The organism is Chlorogloeopsis fritschii PCC 6912, from assembly GCF_000317285.1.
GTDB lineage: Bacteria > Cyanobacteriota > Cyanobacteriia > Cyanobacteriales > Nostocaceae > Chlorogloeopsis > Chlorogloeopsis fritschii.
On record NZ_AJLN01000078.1, the window covers coordinates 1 to 25,510 of the forward strand.

Annotated in this window: 20 protein-coding genes; 9 read left to right on the top strand and 11 right to left on the bottom strand. The window is 41.0% G+C overall.

Annotated features, from left to right (window positions below):
* On the top strand, nt 1-621 hold a 621-nt coding region (locus UYC_RS0114025; RefSeq protein ID WP_016879550.1), incomplete at its 5' end, for an Rpn family recombination-promoting nuclease/putative transposase.
* A gap of 202 nt (nt 622-823) precedes the next feature.
* Here the strand turns inward: UYC_RS0114025 and UYC_RS0114030 are convergent.
* Complete coding sequence (locus UYC_RS0114030; protein WP_016878390.1) at nt 824-1,498, bottom strand: HAD family hydrolase; 675 nt, start codon at nt 1,496-1,498, stop codon at nt 824-826.
* Nucleotides 1,499-1,705: 207 nt separating this feature from the next.
* Between UYC_RS0114030 and UYC_RS0114035 the strand changes: the two genes are divergently transcribed.
* The 5 genes from UYC_RS0114035 to UYC_RS0114055 all read left to right on the top strand — a co-directional run bounded on the left by UYC_RS0114035 (nt 1,706) and on the right by UYC_RS0114055 (nt 11,596).
* Nucleotides 1,706-2,476 (top strand): glucosamine-6-phosphate deaminase, encoded by a 771-nt coding sequence (locus UYC_RS0114035; protein WP_016878391.1) that lies wholly within the window; start codon nt 1,706-1,708, stop codon nt 2,474-2,476.
* 599 nt (nt 2,477-3,075) lie between these two features.
* Complete coding sequence (locus tag UYC_RS0114040) at nt 3,076-6,513, top strand: response regulator (protein WP_016878392.1); 3,438 nt, start codon at nt 3,076-3,078, stop codon at nt 6,511-6,513.
* The gene (locus UYC_RS0114045) at nt 6,510-8,345 is read left to right on the top strand and encodes a GGDEF/EAL domain-containing response regulator (RefSeq protein ID WP_016878393.1); all 1,836 of its coding nucleotides are present in this window, start codon (nt 6,510-6,512) and stop codon (nt 8,343-8,345) included. Before UYC_RS0114040 ends, UYC_RS0114045 begins: the two co-directional genes overlap by 4 nt.
* 307 nt (nt 8,346-8,652) lie before the next feature.
* Nucleotides 8,653-9,813, top strand: a complete 1,161-nt coding sequence (gene ldpA / locus UYC_RS0114050; protein ID WP_016878394.1) for a circadian clock protein LdpA — start codon at nt 8,653-8,655, stop codon at nt 9,811-9,813.
* 49 nt (nt 9,814-9,862) lie between these two features.
* Nucleotides 9,863-11,596, top strand: coding sequence for a R3H domain-containing nucleic acid-binding protein (locus UYC_RS0114055; protein WP_016878395.1), 1,734 nt, complete (start codon nt 9,863-9,865; stop codon nt 11,594-11,596).
* A 173-nt stretch (nt 11,597-11,769) separates the two neighbouring features.
* Here the strand turns inward: UYC_RS0114055 and UYC_RS0114060 are convergent, their stop codons facing one another.
* The 8 genes from UYC_RS0114060 to UYC_RS0114095 all read right to left on the bottom strand — a co-directional run bounded on the left by UYC_RS0114060 (nt 11,770) and on the right by UYC_RS0114095 (nt 19,775).
* On the bottom strand, nt 11,770-11,997 hold the full coding sequence (locus UYC_RS0114060) for a hypothetical protein (protein WP_016878396.1): 228 nt from the start codon (nt 11,995-11,997) through the stop codon (nt 11,770-11,772).
* A 162-nt stretch (nt 11,998-12,159) separates the two neighbouring features.
* Nucleotides 12,160-12,495, bottom strand: coding sequence for a tRNA-binding protein (locus UYC_RS0114065; protein ID WP_016878397.1), 336 nt, complete (start codon nt 12,493-12,495; stop codon nt 12,160-12,162).
* A gap of 18 nt (nt 12,496-12,513) precedes the next feature.
* A complete protein-coding gene (tatC, locus tag UYC_RS0114070; protein WP_016878398.1) occupies nt 12,514-13,308 on the bottom strand; it encodes a twin-arginine translocase subunit TatC in 795 nt (264 codons plus the stop codon).
* A 236-nt stretch (nt 13,309-13,544) separates the two neighbouring features.
* Nucleotides 13,545-14,744: an FAD-dependent monooxygenase gene (locus tag UYC_RS0114075; protein ID WP_016878399.1), complete on the bottom strand. Its 1,200-nt coding sequence runs from the start codon at nt 14,742-14,744 to the stop codon at nt 13,545-13,547.
* Nucleotides 14,745-14,857: 113 nt separating this feature from the next.
* Nucleotides 14,858-17,050, bottom strand: coding sequence for a transglycosylase SLT domain-containing protein (locus UYC_RS0114080; protein ID WP_016878400.1), 2,193 nt, complete (start codon nt 17,048-17,050; stop codon nt 14,858-14,860).
* Nucleotides 17,051-17,245: 195 nt separating this feature from the next.
* Complete coding sequence (locus tag UYC_RS0114085) at nt 17,246-17,947, bottom strand: aspartate/glutamate racemase family protein (protein WP_016878401.1); 702 nt, start codon at nt 17,945-17,947, stop codon at nt 17,246-17,248.
* Nucleotides 17,944-19,230 (bottom strand): FAD-dependent hydroxylase, encoded by a 1,287-nt coding sequence (locus UYC_RS0114090; RefSeq protein WP_016878402.1) that lies wholly within the window; start codon nt 19,228-19,230, stop codon nt 17,944-17,946. Before UYC_RS0114090 ends, UYC_RS0114085 begins: the two co-directional genes overlap by 4 nt.
* A 128-nt stretch (nt 19,231-19,358) precedes the next feature.
* Entirely contained in the window at nt 19,359-19,775 is a 417-nt protein-coding gene (locus UYC_RS0114095; protein ID WP_016878403.1) for a hypothetical protein, read from the bottom strand.
* A gap of 221 nt (nt 19,776-19,996) precedes the next feature.
* Between UYC_RS0114095 and UYC_RS0114100 the strand changes: the two genes are divergently transcribed.
* Complete coding sequence (locus UYC_RS0114100) at nt 19,997-20,593, top strand: hypothetical protein (protein ID WP_235083162.1); 597 nt, start codon at nt 19,997-19,999, stop codon at nt 20,591-20,593.
* On the top strand, nt 20,580-20,975 hold the full coding sequence (locus UYC_RS0114105; RefSeq protein ID WP_016878405.1) for a type II toxin-antitoxin system death-on-curing family toxin: 396 nt from the start codon (nt 20,580-20,582) through the stop codon (nt 20,973-20,975). Before UYC_RS0114100 ends, UYC_RS0114105 begins: the two co-directional genes overlap by 14 nt.
* Before the next feature lie 416 nt (nt 20,976-21,391).
* Here the strand turns inward: UYC_RS0114105 and UYC_RS0114110 are convergent, their stop codons facing one another.
* Complete coding sequence (locus UYC_RS0114110; protein WP_235083163.1) at nt 21,392-22,714, bottom strand: OmpP1/FadL family transporter; 1,323 nt, start codon at nt 22,712-22,714, stop codon at nt 21,392-21,394.
* 404 nt (nt 22,715-23,118) lie between these two features.
* Here UYC_RS0114110 and UYC_RS0114115 point away from each other — a divergent pair, with 404 nt between their 5' ends.
* Nucleotides 23,119-24,771, top strand: coding sequence for a purple acid phosphatase family protein (locus UYC_RS0114115; RefSeq protein WP_016878407.1), 1,653 nt, complete (start codon nt 23,119-23,121; stop codon nt 24,769-24,771).
* 219 nt (nt 24,772-24,990) lie between these two features.
* Here the strand turns inward: UYC_RS0114115 and UYC_RS0114120 are convergent, their stop codons facing one another.
* Nucleotides 24,991-25,431: an OsmC family protein gene (locus UYC_RS0114120; protein ID WP_016878408.1), complete on the bottom strand. Its 441-nt coding sequence runs from the start codon at nt 25,429-25,431 to the stop codon at nt 24,991-24,993.
* Nucleotides 25,432-25,510: the final 79 nt, after the last annotated feature.

The window sequence follows — 25,510 nt, forward strand, 5'->3', positions numbered from 1 at the left end:
GAATTTCTATATCATCGATTGTTTGCTGAACTGTTCCTATATTTAGACCAGAATCCCTCTACCTACGACTGGTACGCAGTTATTATTTATCCTAGACGCAACTTAGAACCAGACGAAACAAGACTTCATCAGGTTTTGCTAGAAAGTTTAAAAGTGCAGCGCGTTTATCTTGATGAACTTGATCGCTCAACAAACCAGTCTTTGGGTATTGGTGTTGTGAAGTTAGTAGTAGAACCAGAAGAAAGTGCTGCCAGCAGTGCTAGACAACTCATCGCACAAGCAAGGCAAGAAATAGCAGATCGCTTATCTAATCAAGCGATAATAGATTTAATCGAGACAATTATAGTGTACAAATTTCCCCAGTTGAGCCGTCAAGAGGTGGAAGATATGCTGAAATTGAGCGAACTTAAGCAAACTAGAGTTTACCAGGAAGCATTAGAAGAAGGACGACAAGAAGGACGACAAGAAGGACGACAAGAAGGACGACAAGAAGGTCTAAGAGAAGGTAAAATAGCGGCTGTTCCGCTATTGTTAAAAGCGGGAGTAAGTGTAGAAGAAATAGCTCAACAGTTAGGACTTGAAATGGAGACAGTTATGCAAATAGCACAACAACAGTCTTAATTTGAGATGATTAAGTTTAATGAACTCAAGCACATCATCCCTAATCCCTAGTCTAAGCGCTAAAGCACCCCTATTTTCAAGTTAGACGGTCATGTGAAATCCACAACAAGGGAAAGAAATTTCTTTTCTCTAGCCCCTAGCCCCTAGTCTCTAGCCTCTATTTTCAACACAACCTGGCACTACCCCACAGATGTCACTCCGATTAGCTATTTACCAATTCTGTCTCCATTTGTGAATTCAGCAGTGTCCACAACTGCAAATCTGTAAAATCCGGAATTACCATAAATGCACCTTTCTCTCTAAGAACATCGGGGTTGTGGGTAGAGGCAATACCAATAGTGCGAATACCAGCACCAACGGCAGAACGTATACCAGAAGGAGAATCTTCAAGAGCGATCGCATTTTCTGCTGTTATCTCCAGCTTTTTCAATGCAGCTTGGTAGGGTGCGGGGTTGGGTTTACCTGCAATGCAATCTTCTCCCAGCACAACTATATCAAAGGCTTCTTTTAGCCCCAAAACTTCTAACATGAAATATGCATTTAATTTCGGTGCATTGGTAACTAAGGCACGTTTTAGCTGATGTGCCTCTGTCCATGCTAATAATTCTGTAAATCCGGGCAGGGGTTGAATATCTTGTGCTTGTTGGCGGAACATAGCTTCTTTGTCTTCCGCAAATGTTATGCCTGCTTTCGGTGATAATTGCGGCAAGATGTCTTTGATAATTTCAGCATTAGTCTTGCCACTAATCTTGGTTTGATAGAAATGTTCATCTATCTCCAAACCGTAATCTAAAAGCATTTTTCGCCAAGCTTGGTAGTGAATTGGATCGGTGTTGGCGATCGTTCCATCTAAGTCAAAAAGAATTGCTGCCAGCATGGTTTTTACCGTATGTAAAATATTGTTAAGTTTATTTACATAGTTTACACGGTTTTGTCTCCTTAGTAATTGTTTCTGCATTGATGATAAAAAACTATAATTAAGGTTCTGAGTGAAGATAAACTACAAGCATTAGTGCTTGTGGAAGTAGATAAATTTGTCTGCTCATATACGTTTTTTAGTGTCAAACTTTTCTGTAGAAATCAGATGTCAGTTGCCAAAAAATTGTTGAAAGTCAACGATCTAGATGTGCAGATTTATAACTGTGAAGCCGAATTAGCACAGAATGTAGCAAAAATCGCACAAATTTATTTACAGAATGTTCTCCAGCAGAATGGTAGTGCTGCTGTAGTACTAGCAACAGGTAATTCTCAAATCAAATTTCTTGAGAATTTGACTGCATTGGGTGGGATTGATTGGTCAAAAATTACTTGTTTTCATTTGGATGAGTATTTAGGAATTTCTGCAGAGCATCCTGCTAGTTTTCGATATTATCTACGAGAACGTGTCGAAAAACTAGTAAAACCTAAGGAATTCCATTATATAAAAGGTGATACATTAGAACCTTTAATGGAATGCGATCGCTATACTAAATTATTGCAAGCACAACCCATTGATTTATGTTGTCTAGGTGTGGGAGAAAATGGGCATCTTGCTTTCAACGAACCATCAGTTGCTAATTTCCAAGATCCTTTCAGGATTAAATTGGTGAAATTAGATAAAGTCAATCACCAACAACAAGTAAATCAGGGCCATTTTCCCAATTTAGAAAGTGTGCCTAAATATGCTTTTACTTTAACTATTCCAATGATTTGTGCAGCAAGAAAAATTATTTGTATAACAACAGGAACACACAAAGCTAAAATTGTACAACAGATGTTGCAAGGAAATATTACTACAGATTGTCCCGCTTCTATTCTTCGTAAACAACCTCAAGCAACTTTATTTTTGGATAAAGACGCTGGAGCTTTAATTTAGTAATTAAATTGACATATTTCTTGGAAGACATAATACTTAGTAATCACAACCAGAACTAACAAAGTTTTACTTCTGGCTACTGACTCCTGACATTTATATAGGTGCTTTGGTTATTGACGTGACTATGTGTAGAGTATTGTGCTGTAAATAGGTTTTAGTAGGCAAATTAATTATGTCTAAGCTCATCCTCAAAAAGTATGGGCTTATATATTTTTGTTTTGTAAAATAAAATTCTCACAACCTATCTTGGAGCAATTAAAGATTGTCAACTAAGAAAAGCAAAGCTTTCTAGCTACCTTCTTAAAATGATTTTTATTACAATAAGTAAATAAATATTACAATATATTGCAAGACACTTGTTATGAAATGGCTAGTTAAAACTTAACCCACTTAGGTGTTATTACAAGGTTTAAATTTGCTAATAAAATTTTAGAGTAATAATATTAACAAATTCTTGTTAAGTATGCTAGATTGATTTTATACTAGTGATTAAAATAAATAACTACTTAAATTAGTAAATTATAATAACTACCTATAAAATATTGAGCTTGAATATAAAAAAATACTGAATTTGGTGCTGGAGAGAACATCCAACAACAATGTTATTAAAGTTTCCAGTGGCGTCATCCCTAAAATATCTATGTAATAAATTTTACACTAAGTTGCCCCTTGCAACTATTTTATTTGGCTCTTTTGCATTGCAAATTTGTGGTGCAGTCGGACTTGTAGGATTTATTTCGTTTAGAAATGGAAAAACAGCGGTAAGAGAGTTTGCTAGTCAGTTAGAAAATGAAGTGTGCGATCGCGTCGAACAGTACCTCGATAGATACTTAAAACTTCCTCAGCAAATTAATCAAATCAACTTAGATGCAATCCAGCTAGGTTTGCTAGATGTAACTGATTTGAAAACAACTTGGCATTACTTCTGGAAACAAATGCAAGTATTTGATGTTGGTTACATCAGCTTTTCTAATCCGAAGTGGGAATTGGTAGGTGTAGAAAGATTAGAATCTAACAAGTTTCTAATTCGGCAAACTTCTGTAAGCAAAACTGGATTGGTTAAGCAAGTTGCCTACATCACTGATAGTCGAGGAAATCTTGTCAAGTTGCCTGCAACAGCAAAAGTTCCCTCGCTAACAAGAGAATTTTTGTACATAAATGCAGTCAAAGCAGGAAAATCTGTGTGGAGTAAAAATTATCAGTTGCAGAATAAATCAGTATTATCAATTTCCAACAGCTATCCAGTTTACGACTCCGATCGCAAACTAATAGGAGTGCTGGGAACCAATATTAATTTTTCGCAAATTGATAAATTTTTAGCGCAAGTAAAACTTGCTAGGTCAGGTAATATCTTTATTCTAGAACGGGACGGACTAATAGTCGCTTCTTCTCAAAGCTCACACTCTGTTGTTAAAAATCAGCCAAAGCATCTCTCGGTATTTAATAGTGAAGACTCCCTAATTCAACAGACAAAGCAACATTTAATACAACAATTTGGTAGCTTGAGTTTATTAAGAGAGCAGCAAAAGTTGGTTTTTTCTAGCTCCAAAGCGAATTATTTTGTTCATGTAAAACCTTGGCAAAGCGAGATAGGTTTGGATTGGTTAGTTGTAGTGGTGATTCCTGAAAATGAATTTACAGAAAAAATTCACGCTAATACACTTACTACTTTTCTACTATGTATAGTATCTTTTTTAATAGCTACACTGTTCAGCCTTTTTACTACTCGCTGGATACTCAACCCGATTTTACAATTAACCACATCTGTGAAGAAAATTGCTGAGGGTAAATTGAATGAGACTGCAAAAATTAAAAATTTTAAAGAACTGGCAGAAGTTACCAACTTGGTTACAAATATGGCGAAGCAACTGCAAAAATCTTTTGCCAAGCTCAAAGCTAAAAATGCTGAGTTGAAAATCTTAAATAAGACACTCTCTCAAAGTGAGAGTCGATTGGCTCAATTTGTAGAAGCGATGCCAATAGGTGTGATGCTTGCAGAAGCCAATGGTAGGATTAGCTACAAAAACACAATCAGCAAACAGGTTTTTGAGCAAGCGGTCATACACTTAGCCACAATTGAAGAAATAACAAAAGTGTATCAAGTTTATCTTGCTGGAACAGATCAACTATACCCAAGTGATCGCTTGCCTGCGGTGAGAGCATTGCAGGGTGAAAATGTCACGGTTGATGATATAGAAATTCGCTATCCAGACAAGATTATTTATCTTGAAGCATCAGGAAAGGCAATCTACGATGAATCTGGTAATATCGTTTTTGCGATCGCCACTTTTGTTGATATTAGTCAACGTAAACAAACACAAAAATTACTAGCAGAATATAATCGCACCTTAAAAATTCACGTTAAAAAACGCACTAGCGAACTTCTGAAAGTAATCAAGCAACTGCAATCTTCCCAAAAAGAACTGATTAAATCTCAAGAAATTGCTAAACAAGGACAAAAAGCCGCCGAACAGGCAAACCAAGCTAAAAGTGAATTTCTTGCGAACATGAGCCACGAGTTGCGTACTCCCCTCAATGCTATTCTTGGCTTTACTCAAATGATGAGCCTTGACAAGACTTTAACTGTTGAGAACAAACAAAATTTGGCTATTGTCAATAGTGCAGGAGAGCATTTGCTTCATTTAATCAACGACATCTTGGAAGTATCTAAAATTGAGGCTGGCAAAACCACATTAAATTTGTCAAGCTTTGACTTAATTCTTTTATTAGAAAACATCAAACAGACGTTGGGATTGCGTGCTGCTGCTAAAGGTTTAAAACTAGTATTTGAATATGCGCCTAATCTACCCCGCTTCATCAAAACTGATTCTCATAAATTGCGGCAAGTACTACTCAACCTCTTAGGAAATGCTATTAAATTTACTGATATTGGTAGTGTGACGCTGCGGGTAAGAAGAGGAATTAGGAAAGAAGCAGAGGAGCAGAGGAGCAAAGAGAAGTCACAAGACGCGGAGCGGCTTCCCGAAAGGGTGCGGAGGCAGCCTCCGAAAGCGTTGCTCCTCCAAAGGAGGCTCAGAACTTCGGAGGGAGCAGAGGAGCAATACCCGATCCCCGATATCCAATCTCTGATTTTTGAAGTAACTGATACTGGCTCTGGTATTTCTCCAGATGAAATTCACTTATTATTTAAACCTTTTGGGCAAACAGAGAATGGGAGAAAATCCCAGCAGGGAACCGGGCTAGGTTTGGCAATTAGTCAAAATTACGTGCAACTAATGGGAGGTAAAATTGGTGTCAACAGTAAAGTTGGTGTAGGTAGTACATTTACTTTTAATATTCAAATCAACATCAGCGATTGCAGCGAGATTGTAACAAACAAATTTCAACATCAAATTATAGGTTTAGCAGGCACTCAAGGTGAATACCGCATTCTAATAGTTGATGATCACCAAGAAAGCCGCTTGTTTTTAGTGAAATTACTTAGCTCAATCGGCTATAGCATCAAAGAAGCCACAAATGGAGCAGAAGCCATCTCTGTTTGCGAATCATGGCAACCTCATTTAATTCTGATGGATATGCAGATGCCAGTAATGGATGGCTATGAAGCAATTAGAAGAATTCGAGCCAAGGAAACAGAAGACACATCTAGAACCCGTACCATCATTATTGCCTTGACTGCTACTGCTTTTAAGGAAGAACGGCAGAAAATGTTGTCTGCAAACTGTGATGATTTTATTAGCAAACCATTTTCACTAGAAGTCTTGTTGGAAAAATTGAGCGAATATTTGGGGGTAAAATACACAGCTAAATTCACAAACCAAAACACAGAAGCGATCGCAAACCAAATACAGCCAACTCTAACCTCTACTGAGGTGATAACACAATTGTTACAGTTTTCACCTCAGTGGATAGCCCAGCTTCATCATGCTGCTGCTAGCTGTAGCGATGAGCTAATTTTAGATTTACTTAAGCAAATTCCTCAAGACAAAGCTCAACTTGTGCAGATTTTTAGTGATTTAGCCAATAACTACCAGTTCGAGAAAATTATGGAATTGACTAGAGCAAATGCAGAATGAATTACGAACGAATAAACTCGGCTAAAAAAGATATTTTAATAATTGATGATATGCCAGACAACTTACGGGTTTTATCCTCGCTCCTCACTAAGGAAGGATATCACGTTCGTAAAGCTCTCAACTGGCAAATGGCTTTAACAGCTTGCCAAACTTTATTGCCAGACTTGATTCTACTCGATATCATGATGCCGGAAGTTGATGGCTATGAAATTTGTCAGCGTTTAAAAGCATGGAATTTAACTGCTGCGATTCCAGTAATTTTTATTAGCGCTTTAGATGATGTTTTCGATAAGGTAAAAGCGTTTCAGGTAGGAGGAGTAGACTACATTACCAAACCCTTTGAATTTGAAGAAGTTTTGGTACGTGTCGAAAATCAACTAGCGTTGAAGATGGCACAAATAGAAATATTACAATTAAACGCTGAATTAGAAAAAAGAGTAAAAGAACGTACTTGCCAATTAGAAAAAGCTCTACACAAACTCCAACAAGAAATGAATCAGCGTCAGCAACTTCAAAGTAAGCTGTTGGATATGGCGTTGCATGATTCTCTCACTGGTTTACCAAACCGAGTTTTGTTTCTCAAACGCTTAGAACAAGCACTCAATCGCACTAAATTGGAATTAGATTATCACTTTGCTGTATTATTTTTAGATTGCGATCGCTTCAAGGTAGTGAATGATTCTCTTGGACATTTGGTAGGAGATGAACTACTGATAGCCATTGCCCGCCGTTTACAAGCATCTTTAAGTCCTTTTGATACATTAGCACGATTTGGTGGTGATGAATTTGCTATCCTCTTAGAAAACATTACAGATATTAATATGGCTATTGAGGTAGCCGAAAATATTCTCCAAAAACTATCACTACCTTTTAAACTGTCCAGGTACGAAGTATTTATTAATGCGAGTATTGGCATTAATTGGGGTCATATTAACTATGAAAAGCCAGAGTATTTGCTCAGAGATGCTGACACAGCTATGTATCGTGCTAAGGCTTTTGGTAAAGCTAGATATCATGTTTTTAACCCTGCAATGCATCAGGAAGTAATTGAGCTTTTAGAGTTAGAAAATGACCTCAGAAGAGCAGTAGAGCGTCAAGAATTTGTTGTTTATTATCAACCAATAATTTCTTTAGAGACAGGCACGATTGCTGGGCTTGAAGCTCTTGTCCGTTGGCAACATCCAAAAAGAGGATTGGTTTACCCCGCAACTTTTATCCCCATAGCAGAAGAAACGGGTTTGATTAATACTATCAATATCTGGGTATTGCAATCAGCTTGTGAGACTTTATCTCTTTTGCAGAATCATTTATCAACCCCGAATACTCTAACTATTAGTGTTAATCTTTCACCACGTTTATTTTCTACACCTGATTTAATCGCAAAAATTGACCAAATTCTTGATGATATAAAAATCAATCCTGCTAACTTAGAATTAGAAATTACAGAAAGTGTTTTGATGGATAATAACGAAAATATTAAAACAACTCTTCGTAATATCAAGGAGCGAAATATCAAGTTAGTCATGGATGACTTTGGTACAGGCTATTCCTCTTTGAGTTACTTGCATAGCTTTCCATTAAATTCCCTGAAAATTGATAAATCTTTCGTCAAGTATATGCAGGAAAATCAACAGAGTATGGGATTGGTACCCGCAATGATTGGCATCGCTCATTCTATGGGAATGAGAGCCAATGCTGAAGGTGTCGAAACTCAACAGCAGTTAGTGCAGCTAAAAAATTTAAATTGTGATTTTGCTCAAGGATTTCTATTTTCTCCAGCTTTAGAACGAAAATCTGTTCTAGACTTACTCGCTGTAGCACCTAGATGGTAAATATCAAGCTTGCCAAGTCTATTATTCAAGCTAGAGTATTGTAAAGATTCGTATAGTCGTCATCACCCTAGCCTTAATGAATTAGAGCGATCGCCTGTGTCGGAGCTAAGTTTAAATATAAAAGCTGTAGGCTAGAAAATATTGATTAGATATCATATTTTGGCGCAAAAACATCAAGAAAATCTAACTAGCATTTCTTTACCTGAGCTAAAGAACAAAATTGGTTATCCAAATTTCCATAGAGAAACCTCAATTTAATTGAGGAATTACCTGCAATATTTTTCTGTCACATAGCATAATAGATAATGTGACTGAACTGTTTCACCCTTTAGTGTCTCTAAAACAAGGTCACTGGTTCAAGCTAATTTGCGGAGCCAGCTTCCAGCACCTACCCGCAGTCAGAAGTTTAACATTAGCCTACACATTGGCTGGCGCTGACTGTATAGATGTTGCTGCTGACCCAGCTGTAATTGCTGCTGCTCAATCAGCTCTACAAGTTGCTGCCAACCTTGCTCAACAAGCCCAAAAGCGAGGCTTTGGCAAAAGAGGAAAATTGCCATTTTTGATGGTTAGCCTCAATGATGGTGAAGATCCCCATTTTCGCAAAGCAGAATTTGATTCTATAAAGTGTCCTCCAGACTGTCAGCGACCTTGCGAAAAAATTTGTCCAGCACAGGCGATCGCATTTAGTGGTGTAAAAAATGGCTTCTCAGGAGTCATTACCGAAAAATGTTACGGTTGTGGTCGTTGCATATCAGCCTGTCCATATGAGATAATTTATACATTATCTCATGTTTCAACACCAGGGGCGATCGCGCCATCAATTCTGTCATCTGGGATAGATGCTGTAGAAATTCACACTAAAGTAGGTCGTTTAACGGAATTTCGGCGATTGTGGCAAGCGATTTTACCATGGGTTGAGCGGTTAAAGCTAGTATCGATTAGTTGTCCCGATGGCGAAGGTATGATTGATTACCTTCATGCTCTTTACGATGAGATTGCCCCACTCAAGAGTGCCTTAATTTGGCAAACTGATGGTCGTCCGATGAGTGGTGATATTGGCGATGGTACTACTCTAGCCGCTGTGAAATTAGGGCAAAAAGTTTTGGCAGCAAAATTACCGGGATACGTGCAGTTAGCAGGTGGCACCAACAGCTATACTGTCCCCAAGTTAAAGTCAATGGGGCTGCTTAGGGGAGCAGGGGTGCGGGGGAGCAGGGGTGCAAAGGGGAAAGAAGAATTGTTCTCCCCACCCCCTCAGCTCCTCAACTCCTCAGCCTCTATTTCTGGAGTTGCTTACGGAAGCTACGCCCGCGTATTGCTGTCACCAATTATCGAGCAGTTAGAAGCCAGGGAGGTGAATGGCATCGGTGTCAAACCAACTGTCCGCCTAGAAGAAGAACCAGAATTGCTCTGGCAGGCTGTAGAGCTTGCCCATTCTCTCGTTTCCCAGCTCAAGTCACACTAAGAGCGAAGTGCAAACATTCGCTATCTCTAAAAACGTCACCATAGGAAGCATGACGATTACAGACGATCTCCAAAAGTTGTTAGATATTTTGCCCCAAGACCTGCGGCAAATACTAGAGAAGCATTCCCAACGAGATAGTTTAGTTGAAGTGGTCTTGGATCTGGGCCGTCGCCCAGAGGCTCGCTTCCCCCATCAAGCTGAATATTTGAGCGACAAGCCCGTCACTCAAGAACAAATCGATGACTGCATTCAGCGAGTGGGAACCTTTGGCGGAGATAATCGAGCAGGAATAGAGCAAACTCTGCATAGAATCAGCGCTATCCGTAACCGCAATGGTAAGATTATCGGCTTAACCTGTCGTGTCGGTCGGGCAGTTTTCGGAACTATTGGCATGATCCGCGATTTAGTGGAAACAGGTAGATCGATTCTCATGCTGGGACGCCCAGGTGTGGGCAAAACCACAGCTTTAAGGGAGATTGCCCGTGTTTTAGCGGATGAGTTGAACAAGCGAGTAGTAATTATTGACACCTCTAACGAAATCGCTGGTGATGGCGATGTTCCTCACCCGGCAATTGGTAAGTCAAGACGAATGCAAGTGGCTCATCCGGAGTTGCAACATCAAGTAATGATTGAGGCAGTGGAAAACCATATGCCAGAAGTAATCGTCATTGATGAGATTGGCACAGAATTAGAAGCATTGGCAGCTCGTACCATTGCTGAACGTGGTGTACAGCTGGTAGGTACTGCTCACGGCAATCAAATTGAAAACCTGATCAAAAACCCTACTCTCTCCGATCTAGTTGGTGGAATTCAAGCTGTGACACTGGGAGACGAAGAAGCCAGACGGCGAGGCAGTCAAAAAACAGTTTTGGAGCGCAAAGCACCTCCCACTTTTGAAATTGCCGTGGAAATGATGGAACGGCAACGCTGGGTAGTGCATGAAAGTGTTGCCGACACTGTTGATAGTCTGTTAAGAGGACGTCAGCCAACTCCACAGGTAAGAACCGTAGATGAAAATGGCAAAGTTAACATCACACGTCAGCTTACTGCCATCAACGGTCGCTCTCACTCCCTTGGTGCTGAAGAATCGGTCGTACCCGCACGGCAGGCTAACGGTTGGCGTGCCTCTGGACAAATGGTGCCTTTGCCACCAGTAACACCAGAGCGAGAAAAGCTGTCAGGGCGAAGCGAGTTTGATCGCTTGCTAAATGAGTCTCTCGATTATACTGATAGCTTTGATTTCGCTGATACCAGACACTCTGGGCCAAATGGCGAAGATTTGCCATTGCACGTTTACCCCTATGGTGTTAGTCGCTCTCAATTAGAGCAGGTTATTCAGGTATTAAATTTACCAGTGGTATTGACAAAAGACATTGATAGTGCTGATGCAATCTTGGCATTGCGATCGCACGTCAAAAACCACGCCAAATTGCGGCAAATGGCTAGAGCCAGACAAGTGCCGATTCATATGATCAAATCCAGCACAATTCCGCAAATTACCCGTGGCTTGCGGCGATTGCTGAATATCGACGAGCCGGAAATTACCGACGATCGTGAACTGCAACTATTCCTTCACAGTGCCAGCGATGATGAGATTGACGCCCTAGAAGAAGCTAGATTGGCAGTTGAAAATATCGTCATTCCCAAAGGACAACCTGTGGAATTACTGCCGCGATCGCCCCAAGTGCGGAAAATGCAGCACGAGTTAGTCGAACATTATCGCCTGAAGTCTCATAGCTTTGGGGAAGAACCAAATCGGCGCTTGCGCATTTATCCGGCGTGATTTTACTAAATTAGGGGTACAACGGTGTACGAGTTATACCCCTAAACCCCAACGCTCCTTTCAAAACAAAAATCGAGTGGATAGTTGTGACACAAATCCACCCGTTTTTTCCGTGATCGCAATACCTGGGGAAACCCCGTAAAATTGTTTTAATTATTAGCGCCGTAACAAAATTAACGTGATTCAGTTCCCTGATTGGGGCTGCCTACTACAGTATCTTCACTACCTGATTCTGGCGTAGCACTTGTTTTGGCATTCGTTTCGTCGGAGCCACTGCTAGTTCTACGAGTTTCAGAATCGATATCGGTGATATCTTCTTCTAGGGGATTTTCGTAACCACCAGACCCAGTTTTTTCGTATTCACCAGGTTTCATGGAAGCGCTATCTTTCTGCTCAGACATATATTTACTCCTTATCATTTACTGTTCTTGCAACAGTTTAAAAGGAGCATGGGTGCAAGTTCATCTTTCTAAAAACTGGTTATAGCAAGTTACTCCATCTGTCTGAAGGATTATTTCACACTCACCCGACTGGATATGAAATGCTTACAACCTGAATCAGTGCTATAAAATTCTTTTTCCTAAAGGTACATTTCGCTCTGGCTGAATTAGCACAACTTCTCCATCTTCTAGCACCACACCTAAAACCAGCACTTCAGAGATAAAATCAGCGATTTGTCGGGTTGGAAAGTTAGTAACAGCCAAGATTAAGCTATCTAGTAAATCCTCTTTTTGGTAAAGTTTGGTAATTTGAGCGCTAGATTTTTTAATGCCCAAATTACCGAAATCTATCCACAGTTTGTAAGCTGATTTTCGCGCTTTGGGAAAATCTTCTACTTTGATGACTTTACCAACACGAATTTCTACTTTCTCAAAATCATCATAAGTAATAGGTGCCATTCCCAACCCTCAAATTACTTACTTACCTACGAGCTTAACTAAACCAATACCGCCAAAGTAAAGTCCTAAAACGGCTCCAGCGAGAAGAGTTTGAGTGAGAGGATCGACAGAAGGTGTAAGGACTGCACCTAAAATAACTGCCCCTAAAGTTACGTAACGCCAGCCAGAAAGCATTGTTTCTGAGGAGACGATTCCTAAAGCACCTAGTAAAAGCTGGATGACTGGTATTTGGAATGCTAAACCTGTGCTGAATAGTAACAGCAAGACAAATTCAAAATATTTATCAATTGACCACAACTGTTCTACAACATCTGCACCGTAGCTGATAAAGAATTTTAAAGCAGCTGGAATTAACAGGTAGTAAGCAAAAGTCAATCCTGCTGCAAATAGTACGCTCGATCCCAAAACAATCGGGGCTAACAAGCGGCGTTCTCTGCGAGTTAATCCTGGCAGAACAAATTGGATAATTTGATAGAGTACAAAAGGGCTAGCAACAAGCAAGCCACTGTAACCTGCAACTTTTAAAGAGACAAAAAAGTATTCTCCGGGTGCGAGTTGGAGAAATTTTACTCCTTGGGCTGGTACTTCCAGCAACTGGACAATCGGCTTGACAGCGATAAAGCAACCGATAACGCCGATCGCAACGGCGATGAGCGCATAAAAAATCCGCTGCCGTAACTCCTCTAGGTGTTCAAAAAGGCTCATTTCGACCTCACCAGGTAACTCATCTAGAGGATTGCTTTCTGGTTGGTCGTATTTTTCGGGGTCAAGATCGGGAACTGTTGCAGTGTCTACTTCTTGTGAAGGCGTCATGAGTCAACTAGCGAGCATCATTTGTTAACTATTTTATCTAGGCAAGTAGCTACCAGAAATTTTTCAGTCCGTTAAAACTAACAGCACAATTCTCAATTAGTACCCTAGCCTACCAAGAAATAAATTTCTTGGCTTATAGTTCAAGTCCACTCAAGTGGACTGCGATCGCTAATATCAAGTAAAATCTCGTCCTATAAAGAGCATCCACAAGGCGTTTTAGGGGTGAGGTGCAAGATTTATACAGTTAACTGTACCTGTGTCACCCCTTGCCGCAACTCGCGCTGTCGTCTCAGCCAAGACAATCGTACAGGCTTACGGATTAAGGGAGCTAGCTGGCGTGCAGCCCATCGCACAATTGCGCTTTTATTCAATAGTTGAGCTTGAGCCGCTTCTTCGCTTTGAAGTTGCTGTGCTCTAATAATTTCTGGCTCTCGTTCAGCTTGAATCTGTGGCAACGCCTCATCAATTGCCGCGTGTTCCGATTCCTCACGCAATATGGGAACTAGATGATTTGCTGCAACAATCACATCTCGCAAAGCCATATTGATGCCTTGAGCGCGGATTGGTGACATGGGATGAGCAGCATCGCCTAGAAGCAGTAATCCTGGTGCATACCAGTGCGGGCAGCGCCCAACCACAACGGATAATAAAACTGGTCGCTCAATGGTTTGGGCGTTTTGTCGGAAATGTTCTGCTAACCATGGAGGTGAGGCTTCGGCAAGCGTTTCAGACCAATTGACTTGTTTCCAGTCTATAGAATCATCTTCATGAAGTGCCCAACCCAGTTGAAGATTTCCCTCTGAAGAACGAAACAACCCAAATCCGTGTCGACCATGCAATATAGAATAAAAGACATTTTCCGTCTCAAAACGCGGACTATCCGCCAATTTAAACCAAAGAATGTCAAAACTGTGAGACTGATGTTCTATGGGCAAGTTTGCTCGCTGCCGAACAATGGAATTACGACCATCTGCCCCTACGATGAGATCGGTGTCTAAAGAGCGTTCATCGCCTAGTTTCACGCCACAAACTCGTCGATCGCTCCACAGTAAATCCTGCACGGTGACGCCCTGTAAAAACTCAAAATGGGGATAACTACTTGCCTCTTCAATTAATGCTTCGAGCAGGGCTGGCTGAGAAACGAGAGTGCATGGTTTACCACCAGGTTCGATTGGCTCATCAACTCGAAATAGCGATCGCTTGTCGATGATAAATTCCCAGGCATCTAAGGGACGATGGGGGATGCGTTCTACCACAGACAATAGTCCCATCTGCTCAAGAGCATCCAGCCCGCTGGGCATCAGTCCTTCACCGCGAAAAACTCGACGGAAGCTACGGGATGATTCAATTAGTTTAACTGAAATACCGCGTTGCACGAGGAGGAGTGCAAGTGCTGCACCAGTCGGCCCAGCCCCAACAATAACAACCTGAGTCATTACTCTTTTTAGGTAATTTATCAAGAACTCAGAATAGGGCAATAAAATTTTGGATTGGAATTTTCCAAAATCTAAAATTCCTAGTCCCTAGTCCCTAGCCCCTAGTTCCTAGTTTACTGCTGTGGTAATTGTGGGTGTTTGGCTGAGTATTGACCTACTATACGGGATATTTCGGGGTTGTAGAGTCGCAAATAATTCCAGTAATTTCCAAAAACTTGGCGCACATAGTTCCTAGTTTCGTTAAAGGGTATATTTTCTACAAATTCGTCTGTATCTTCTTTAGGTAAAGTTTGTAACCACTTAGCGACATTACCAGGCCCGGCATTGTAACTAGCGATCGCGAGTAGTGAGTTATTACCATACTGTTGATGGGTGTGATCCAAATACCAAGTACCTAGCATGATGTTATCGTTGGGATTTTCAAGGTCGAAGTTTTTGCTATTTTCCTTGAGTTGAGGAGCAATCCATTTGGCTGTACTCGGCAATACCTGCATTAAGCCGGTGGCATTGGCAACAGATTTGATTTTTGGCTCAAACCTCGATTCTTGACGAATTAAGGCTGTTACCAGTAAGGGATTGAGCTGGCGTTTTTGCGACCAATATTCAATTTCTTTGAGATAGGGAAAGGGATAACGAGCTTGCCAGTAGATAACCTGTTTGCTTAAAGCTTCGTACTCAGCTTGTTCTTCTGGTTTTTCTCGGTCTTCCAATTTAGAAATTTTGTCAATACCGATGATGTTTTCTCCCTTTGCCAATCGCATTAAACCTTCGGTGAATTGCTCTGCTACCGTAGGCTGCATTTTGTTTTGAAATTCGGTTTGCCATTGCAACCACGCGTCACGGTCTTGAGCTAGCAGATATAATTCTTTAAAAGTTTCAGAACCTGCTGTAGGAACAGGGCGCACGAGGGGGACTACTTCTGGTTGTAATTGACGCAGGTTGTTAAAATTGCCGACATTCAGCCCCAAAGTGACAGCCGATCGCCAGGCATAGTAAGAGTAGGGAAACTCGCTAATTACATACTCATAAGCTTGTTTCGCTTCCTGCACTTTCCCCGCTTTCATTGCCCATTTACCAAGCCAAAAGCCTGCTCTGGGAGCCAAAATACTGTCGGGATTGTTGATGGGAATTGGTTGTGCCCATTGCCACGCGGCTTGATAATCTGAGACTTTGGCTTTCTGTTGTGCCATCTTCCAGCGATATTCTGCTGCTTCCTCAGTCTTGCCGTGCTTGCTAACTAATAATTCCAGCGCTTGATTTGCTCCTTGGGTATCGTTTTGAGCTTGCAAGATATTGGCTTTTGCTAAGAGCGCTTCACCAGCATACTCAGGGAATTGATTGATTACCCGATCTAAATACGGCAAAGCGTTTTTACGTATTTTTGACATTTCTGCCAAACGCAGCAGTGCGGTACCAGTTTCGCTTGCCTCTGGAAAAGTATTAATCAGTTTCTGATAAGTAGCGATCGCCTGTTCTTGTTTGCCACCGATTTGCAATCCGCGCGCTGTACGATAGAGATTAAGCGGAGTTACGACTGCTTTGGCATAGGCATTGGCAGCTTTGGTAAATTGATTGTTTTCCCAATAGCCTGTAGCAATAATTTCCCACTGCTCTGGTTTGAGAGCCGGATTTTTGACAAGTTGATCCAACACGGGAAGAATGCCTGGTTGATCGTAGGCGTGTTTTGCCAAAATCAATTTCAACTCTGGCTGATTGGGATTTTCTTGGAGTCGTTTGCGGATAATATCCCAAGTCAGAGGGTGAGAAGGAAATTCAGCGATCGCTTTATCTTGATATTCGGGAAGTGCAATCAGGTAGAAAGCTTTAGCAGCAGCTGGATGTTCGGGATAGCGTTTTACTACTGCCTGCCTTTGATCTGAAGCTTTGCCTTCTTCTCCCAAGATATCGTATGCCTGTGCTCTTTTTAGTAAAATATAGGGCGCTAATACTGGATAGTCATTTTCTAAACCTTCCATTAAAGAGAGCGCTTGTTTTGCTTCTTTGGCTTCTATTAAGTCACTTGCCAACAAATAACGAGCGCGATTCCGATCAGGTGATGGGAACCCTTTGGCTAGTTCTTCGAGTTTTGCCGCTCGTTCTTGGGGGGATTGCAGTACTAATGGGAAAACTGCTGATTTGGCTTTGGTTGCCTCTGTCAGTTGTTGTGGCTCATTTTTAAAATTTTTGAGCCATTGACCCATATATTGTCCCATTCCCGGAGCTGAAGCTACTGCTCCAGCTAAAAAGGCGCACAATCCTGCACCTACAATGAGAGATATTTGCTTTTTCTGTAGCTTCTTCAGCATTGATACCCGCTGAAAATTTCACAAGAATTTCTTGACACTCTAGCACTAACTAGTGGAAGAGATAACCTATTTTGCCTTGAGATTTTGGATTATTAGTCAGAATATGCAAAATTCAAATTTATTTAGGCATTTATACTTAAAAATCTAATTGTTACTCTTGATTTGTAATTCAGCATCATCCTTAAGATATATTTGTTAGCTCGACGTAACTTCCAGTGCCATAGTTACTGCTTTCTGGACGTGAATTAACATAGTGTTAAATAATTTTACGATCGTATCTTGTGGACGAATTAAGAGTGGCAGTTCTGTATTACCCAAAACAATCGCTGTTGCTCCTGCCTCCTGCAAATTGTCAATAATACTCAACAGCTTTTGTCGAGAAGTTTCATGTATCTTTCCTAAGCAAAGTTCTTTATAGATGACTTGATGAACATAATTCATTGATTCAGAACTAGGAACTATTACACTGATGCCATAGGATGCAAAACGTTCCTTATAAAAATCTTGCTCCATCACGAAGCGTGTACCGAGAAGTCCTACAGAAGAAACACCTGACTCTACAATCTTTTCAGCCGTAGCATCTGCAATATGTACTAAGGGAATCCCAACATTATTTTGTACTACTGTTGCTACCTTATGCAATGTATTAGAAGCTATTAGGAAAAAATCTGCTCCTGCTTGCTCAATCTTTTGAACAACATTTGTCAGTAAAGCTGCAATATCATCCCATCTTTCCTCATGTTCAAGTTGAATGATGGGATGAAAGTTTAGGCTATACATTAAAAGTTCAGCAGAGTGTTCAACACCCAGCTTTGCTTTCACTTCCTGGTTGATCAGGCGATAGTATTCGGCAGACGATTCCCAACTAACGCCGCCAACTAACCCAATAGTTTTCATTGGGATGCTTCTCTAAATAGTGAATATTGCTGGGCTATTTTAGGAGTCTTCCCCTTCAAGCCAATCATCAACTTGAGAGTAAATACCTTGAGCAAAGGTAATCGCTGCATAAACCATAAACCCAAGCGACGAACTAATACTAAAGGCAAAAAATGATTAGAGAACATTCGATCTAGCAAGTCAGTAAAACCTAAAATAACCAAGTTTTCCCGCTTACGCCAGCGTTCGTAGCGTTTGAGTACCTTGAGAGAGCCAATATCTTCACCGACTTGGTGTGCTTCTTGGATTACCTGCGCTAAAGCTGCTACATCCCGAATACCTAAATTCAAACCTTGTCCGCCAACGGGATGACAATTGTGTGCCGCATCACCAACTAAAGCCAGTCGATGTAGGGCATAACGATCGCTTTGCATCAGCTGTACTTGAAAAATAAAGCGATCACCTAGTAATTCCAGCTTGCCCATTTGATTGCCAAAACGACGGCTTAATTCTGTTAAAAATTGTTCGTCATCTAAAGCACATAAAGCTTTGGCTTCTTGGTGGGGGGCTGTCCAGACAATCCGGCAGCGGTTTCCCGGTAAAGGTAAAATTGCAAAAGGGCCGCTAGACCAAAATTTTTCGTAAGCAGTGTGGTTGTGAAATTTCTCTGGTTTGACAAATGCCACAATACAAGACTGCCAATATTTCCAGCCACGAGTTTTAATGTCAGCAGCTTGGCGAATGCGCGATCGCGATCCATCGGCAGCTACAAGTAATTTGCTCTTGATTGTCTGCAATTGTTCTGCCACTTTAATTTCTATTGCCACCGCATCTTGTTGGTAATTGGTACTCACTACTTCTGCGGGGCAAAGATAAGTGACGTTGGGACAATTTTGAACAAATTCCTGTAATGGATACAACAGTGCTTGATGTTCTGCTACATAGCCCAAATCCTTGGTGCCGATATCAGCTGTTGCAAACTCCACTACATCTGGGTAGTCGGCATCGGAAAGGCAAACGCGACGATAAACTTCTATTTGGGGTAATATTTTGTCCCAAACTCCAATTCCTTGAAAAATGAGTGCAGACAGCATATGCACAGCGTAAGCTTGCCCTTTGCATACTGCCGCTGATTCTACTTTTGCCTCCACCAGCAGTACGCTTAACCCGGAATCTTTCAAAGCTGAGGCTAGAGTTAAGCCGGCGATTCCGCCACCGACAATGACTAAATCGTAATCGTATCCCTGGTTGTGTGTAGCTACTTGAGCAGGGGAAATAGATTGTAAAAGCTGCGCTTGCGCCATTGTTAAGAGAAATTACAGCATTTTAATTATTATTTTTACGCGATCAGCTTGGGGAGGGCAAGCGCAGGATGTTAGGAATATGTTGTAGTAGAAAAATCTTTCCTTAAATCTGCCTCTAGGGGTTGTTTTCACTTATTAATGAAGTTTTGCAAAGCTTTTGAGTCTAAACTTATTCTCCACAAGCCTGCGAGGGGAGAGTCAGGCAGTTGGGGATTGCCGATGAGATTACTGTCATTATCTAAACCGATACTAAAAATTCCACCCAGAGGAATCTGCCCTAATTTTCCAAAGCCTTCAATATTTTTTGGATCGGCGATCGCTCGCTGCTTCAACCGTATAGTTGTTTGCGAACCACCGTCAAAGTAGATTGTGGCTCTATTACCCTTGAACCTTACCTGAACGTCGTAAACTCCACCAGTTGCGTAATAGTAAGCTTTGGCAGCGAGCTTTTTGCCATCTATATTTCTTCCCTGATACTCGGCTGCCGTAGCGGGTGTGACTAGCATAAACAGGGCTGTAGCTAAGACTAGCCCTAAAACTTTCATAGTTACCCCAAGTTAAAGTCTGATCTAGCTATATATTTCTAGGGTAGAACATGAGTTGATTTAGTAACTATCTTTGTGCTTTTTGGGCTAAATAGCTTGGCGCGATCGCAAGAGTGTCACTCAGTTACACATTTACTATTTATTGGATAAAGTGATAGTAGAGTGACTTGCCAAGCATTACGCAAACACAGATGACACAAAGCCTCGTACTCCAACAAGAAGTGATATCAGCCTTTCAGGCTCAGGTAGAAATGCTTGAGAGATGTCTGAATGGCGCTAGCGAGCAAGACGAGGCAAAAGCAGAAATCATTGAATTGGCAAATAGTAGAGGAATATCTCTCAACGAGCTTAAAGAGGTTATAAAACAGCTTCGAGAAAAATTCAATAAGACTGTTAAAGCTTTTGAAAAGTGTGTACAAGAAGTGAAAAATGACGAATTAACAATACTGTATTTTGTCAGGTGCTGCTTCCTTGTCAAAGAACTCATAGACGAATTCTGGGATTTTTTTCTAGACAACAATGGCACAAAAGCATTCAGAAAAATAACAGAAGCTCTTGTTCGGCTTTACAGAGAGGTTAAAAGCCAAGCTGTGTCTGCAAACCCTCAAACAGATGAAATATACATCTTGACTGATGCTCTCAAACACAGTTTACAGTCAATAATTAGGGCCGCTTTGCGTGTTAATGCACTGTCTCAAGAAGAGATTAATGCATTAGATTTGGGAGATATTACTCCCCAAGAATCGGAAACTATGTTAATTTTCCTATCTACGAGGAAGAGATGGGAGTCGGTTTACAAGAGACTTGCAGAATCCTAAGTTCATCGAAAAAGAGCAAGTGATACGTATACACGATGAACTCGTCAGAAAATCTGGCGAGTCATCAGCCATCCTAAATGAAGGCTTATTGGAATCCGCTCTCTACCAACCAAAGGCAGGTTTTGGAGAAGAATATTTCCATTCCACAATCTACGAACAGGCGGCTGCATACCTGTTTCATGTAGCTTGTAACCACGCTTTTGAGCAGGGTAACAAACGTACTGCTTTTGCTGTCATGGTGACGTTCTTAAATCTAAATGATTATGAACTGACTATGACAGAAGAAAAAGCTTATGAGTTAACAATGCAGGTGGTTAATCATGAAGTAGATAAAGAACAATTAGCCAGTATTCTGAAAAATTACGTCACAGAACTTTTTTGAATTTGATTTACCACAGAACTGTTTAAGTAAGGAGCAAAGATGTATAGATAAAGCGCGATCGCCCTAAATTACCACTTGAGAAAGGTAATGTAACCTTACTTGCGATGGGTGCTATAAATACTTATTACCCTGAATTATAGATTGAAAGTCATTACAAAAAGTTATAATTCCCGCGAACAGTGTTATCACCGTGGCAACTTCCACTCCCGTTGGATGAGTACACAGCAAGCCGAGTTGTTGTCTACTTTTTCTTCAACAGCAGATGGGTTCCAATTAAGTTCTGTACCTTATCTAAAGCAATTCAACTTTACTATGAGGGATTGCGCTCAGGTGAGGAAATTTTTTTATTTCCCGATGGGGTAGATCCTAACGATTTCTATCCTCCTTAAGGATATGGCAAAGTGATTACACCAAACTTAAAAGCTCCAGTTTACTTGTACTCCCACAATATCCACTTGATTCTCGTACTTGCCTCTAAGGGTTCCTTCAGTTCTACTGACTTGTTCAATTGAACCATCGTCAACAAACAAATGAGCATAGCCTATATCTATACTCAGAGAATCTGAAGGTTTATAGCTAGCACCCACAGCTAACCAAGTGCGATCACTATCTGGAATGCGGGCAGTGCGATACTCATCTTTAACTGGAGTAGGATCGTAAGCAATCCCAGCCCGTAAAGTCAGTTGCTCCAAAACTTGATAGTTGAAGCCCAAACCGACTCGGATTGTATCTCGCCAATTTTGCGGTTGTACTGTACTTGGTTGGGCTGGGTTATCATAGTCTATTTGCAATTTATCAAAACGGCTCCAGTTTGTCCAAGTTACATCTCCCATCAAGGCAAATTTGGGAGAAACTTTTTGGTAGATACTTAAAGAAAGTGTATCAGGTAGTTTTAACTCTGCTTTGGCATCTGTATCTGTGAATGCTCCGCGCTGGGTAAGAGCGGCAGTAGCTGTGGGAACGGTAAAATCTGCTTCTCCTCTAAGTTGGTGAGTCATAGCAGAACGATACGCCAATCCAATCCGAGTATTTTTGTCAGGCTTATAAAGAATACCCAGGTTGTAACCCAAACTCCAATCGTTACCTTCCACTTTCACAAAACCATCGGCAGATTGGGGTTGTGTTGGCAATCCAGCACTCAGCCCAATTAATCCAAAATCAATCGCATTGGAAAGTTCGGCGTTGGCATATTGGAGATTCACACCTGCGCCGACTGAAAGTTGCTCGCTTAACTTGGCAGCGATCGCTGGGTTAATATTAATAGTTGTAAGCTGGGATTTTACTGCTTGATAACGCCCTACCCAGTCCGATTCATATTCAGTTGTCAGTGCAAATGGTACATTTACACCAACACCAAGTTTAATGCGATCGGAAATACTCCAATTTGCATATAAGTTCGGCACTACCGCGTTTACGCCTGCATCCCCACCTTCACCCCCAGACAGCGGGGTACCGTTAAATAATGATGAACCTTGATTGTTAAAGCGGACTGTTGGTGCAATATAGTAAGCACCAGCCTGAACAGAACTAGCTTCTAATTCAGTCAATCCTGCCGGGTTGAAAAAGATTGTGCTGGCATCATCTACCGCTGCTGCTCCCCCAGTAAAGGCATTGCCTAAACCTTTCACACTTTGTTCAGATAGGGCAAACCCCGATGCTTGAGCAACTTGGGGATGATGGCAGACAGTTAAAGCAATTGTTGGAAGTAAAAACCAAATTTGTAATTTTAAGCTTTGCATTTTAATTGCTGATTCCAAAAATTTTGTATGCTTTTTGGCAAACAACGTTTTAGGTGATTTGAGAGTGCAAAATTTTGCTGGCTGACAGCGGATTTTACCAGTTTTAGAGATTGGCTTTGATGGAAAGTATTATTTGTTCAAAATTAATAAAGTTTTTCTTCTTACCTTTACACAACAGAAGCAGATTAGCACCCATAAAAAACCCTCCACAAAGGGAGGGAAGCAATAACTATAAAAGCATGAGAATATCCTCAATTGAGAATATCCTTACCCAGTCGAATAAAAAAGGGAACAAGTGTTATGTAAAAAATGCATATATTCTATGTAAGAAATAATAATACTTTGGAAAAACAAAATATTACATTTGTGTAATTTTGTTCTAATTCATTAACTTCAAATAACTTATGACATTGCCACAAGGGTTGCTTACCGATCCATTTTTGCAACTGCCAACTCCAACCTCAGTAAGAGTTGTTTGGTTTACTGAGTTTGCTGGTTACAAACACATGATTGATTACGGCGAGAATTTAGCTAAAACTGTCTTTGCCACAACTTCTAAACTGACTCGCACCCGTGAAGATCAGCAGTCACGTGTGGGAAAACAAACCCAAGATGGAGAAGTTTATCAATATCCTGTTAAACGTCAAATTTGGCGGCACGAGGCTGAAGTAAATAATTTAACTGCTGGCAATAGAATTTCTTATCGAGTTACAAGTGTGCGCGAAGATGGCGAAAGCTTTAGTAGTAATGTATTTAGCCTCGCGCCAAATCCTATCCCTGGTAAACCACTAAAAATTCTGCTTACCTCTGATCATCAAATTAAGCCGATGGTAGCAGCCAATTTACAAAAGGTGGTAGAAACAATCGGGCAAGTAGATGCAGTTTGGTTTGCTGGTGACTTAGCGAATATCCCCGATCGCGCTAGTGAATGGTTTGATGATAATCGTGGTGGTGCATTTTTCCCATGCTTGCAAGGTCGTGCTCACTATGAAATGGCATACAATGACCAAAAAACAATCTACACAGGGGGAGCAATTATTCAATATGCACCAATGTTTACTTGCATTGGTAATCACGAAGTTATGGGGCGCTTTGCTAAAGAGGGGAGTTTGAACGGAGAATTTAACGATACAATTCCTCGTACAGCCGCCCTGAATTTGTATGGAGAGGCATCTCTAAAAGAGAATTCTTTTAATACCGATACCTACGAAGAAATTTTTACCCTGCCGCAGAGTATGGAAGGTGGAAAAACCTACTATGCAGTCAGCTTTGGTGATGTGCGTTTGGCAGTGCTATATGCTACAAATATGTGGCGTTATATCAGTAGTGATGGTGGGCACAAAGGAAAATACAGCGAGCCGGAAGCAAAATTAAGTAATCCTGAGAACTGGGGTTACGGACAGCATATTTATGAGCCGATTGCCAAAGGTAGCAAACAGTACAACTGGCTAGAGCAAGAACTCAATAGCTCTGAGTTTAAACAAGCCAAGTATAAAGTGGTTATGCTACATCATCCGCCTCATACTTTGGGAGATAATATTATACCTGCTTATACCGATCCAGTACAGATAATAGAACGGGATGAAGATGACAAAATTAAGGCAGTGCGTTACGAATATCCCAAACAAGCAGATTATATAATTCGCGATGTATTGCCACTTTTAGAAGCAGCAGGAGTGCAATTAGTATTTTTTGGACATTCTCATTTATGGAACCGCTTTTGTAGTTCTTCTGGGATGCACTTTATAGAAACTTCTAACGTCGGCAACTCTTATGGAGCTGCTTATGGAGATAAACCACGCAAGAACCTACCACCTTGGCATAGTCAAGACTACGTAGCAATTGGCGATCCGTATGGTTTAGAACCAGTAGTGCCGACAATTGCGCCAATACTAGATGAAAATGGGCAAGCGATGCCGTATATTACCAGTAACGACATCACTGTTTTCAGTATTTTTGACACAGGTACAGGTACGGTAAGTAGCTATCGTTTTAATACGCGCAAACCAGATGGAGAAGTGATTAAATTTGATGAGTTTAAGATGGTTAGTGGTTAGTAGGGGAGCCAGCAATTTTTGTAGGGTGGGCACTGTTCACGACATAAAAATAAGGGTTTGAGGAAAGTTAAGCAGTGCCCACCTGATTTCATACCATTTTTAATTGCAATACACATAAATTTTGCCCAGCCACGATATATCGCGGCTCTACGCAGTCTATATTTGTATCAGATTTTTTGTGAAAGCCTGCCTGTAAATTAGTTAGTATTTATACCATACTCACATTAAAGTGGCGTGCAGTTCAATTTCTACTCCACCACGCAAAGCATTTGAGACTGGGCATCCTGCTTCTGCTTCTTGTGCGATTTGCTCAAAGGTTGCTGCATCAATTCCAGAAACGTGCCCTTGAGTTTCTAGACGCATCTTGGTGATTTTGAAACCACCGGTTTGTTGGGGTTCAATTGTACAAGTTGCCTGTGTTTGTACACTCTCAGGCTCATATCCTTTTTCGCTCAATGTAAATGCAAATGCCATACTGTAACAGGCAGCATGAGCAGCAGCTAGCAATTCTTCTGGGTTGGTGCCTGGGGAGTTTTCAAATCTGGTTGCAAAGCTGTAGGGGGTTTCTTGGAGTATTCCACTGCTAGCATTGATTTCACCTTTGCCGTTTTTTAAGTTTCCATGCCATACGGCTTGTGCGGTACGCTTGAGGGTTGCCATACTCCCACATCCTTGATTCAAAGAAGCGACTTCATATTAGTGCGATGAAAAAATTAATGCATACCTCAGTGGGTAGAAA

Coding starts and splice junctions, on each gene's coding strand:
- UYC_RS0114030 (WP_016878390.1), bottom strand. CDS start 1,498: ATGCTGGCAGCAATTCTTTTTGACTTAGATGGAACGATCGCCAACACC.
- UYC_RS0114035 (WP_016878391.1), top strand. CDS start 1,706: ATGTCAGTTGCCAAAAAATTGTTGAAAGTCAACGATCTAGATGTGCAG.
- UYC_RS0114040 (WP_016878392.1), top strand. CDS start 3,076: ATGTTATTAAAGTTTCCAGTGGCGTCATCCCTAAAATATCTATGTAAT.
- UYC_RS0114045 (WP_016878393.1), top strand. CDS start 6,510: ATGAATTACGAACGAATAAACTCGGCTAAAAAAGATATTTTAATAATT.
- UYC_RS0114055 (WP_016878395.1), top strand. CDS start 9,863: ATGACGATTACAGACGATCTCCAAAAGTTGTTAGATATTTTGCCCCAA.
- UYC_RS0114060 (WP_016878396.1), bottom strand. CDS start 11,997: ATGTCTGAGCAGAAAGATAGCGCTTCCATGAAACCTGGTGAATACGAA.
- UYC_RS0114065 (WP_016878397.1), bottom strand. CDS start 12,495: ATGGCACCTATTACTTATGATGATTTTGAGAAAGTAGAAATTCGTGTT.
- tatC (WP_016878398.1), bottom strand. CDS start 13,308: ATGACGCCTTCACAAGAAGTAGACACTGCAACAGTTCCCGATCTTGAC.
- UYC_RS0114075 (WP_016878399.1), bottom strand. CDS start 14,744: ATGACTCAGGTTGTTATTGTTGGGGCTGGGCCGACTGGTGCAGCACTT.
- UYC_RS0114080 (WP_016878400.1), bottom strand. CDS start 17,050: ATGCTGAAGAAGCTACAGAAAAAGCAAATATCTCTCATTGTAGGTGCA.
- UYC_RS0114085 (WP_016878401.1), bottom strand. CDS start 17,947: ATGAAAACTATTGGGTTAGTTGGCGGCGTTAGTTGGGAATCGTCTGCC.
- UYC_RS0114090 (WP_016878402.1), bottom strand. CDS start 19,230: ATGGCGCAAGCGCAGCTTTTACAATCTATTTCCCCTGCTCAAGTAGCT.
- UYC_RS0114095 (WP_016878403.1), bottom strand. CDS start 19,775: ATGAAAGTTTTAGGGCTAGTCTTAGCTACAGCCCTGTTTATGCTAGTC.
- UYC_RS0114110 (WP_235083163.1), bottom strand. CDS start 22,714: ATGCAAAGCTTAAAATTACAAATTTGGTTTTTACTTCCAACAATTGCT.
- UYC_RS0114115 (WP_016878407.1), top strand. CDS start 23,119: ATGACATTGCCACAAGGGTTGCTTACCGATCCATTTTTGCAACTGCCA.
- UYC_RS0114120 (WP_016878408.1), bottom strand. CDS start 25,431: ATGGCAACCCTCAAGCGTACCGCACAAGCCGTATGGCATGGAAACTTA.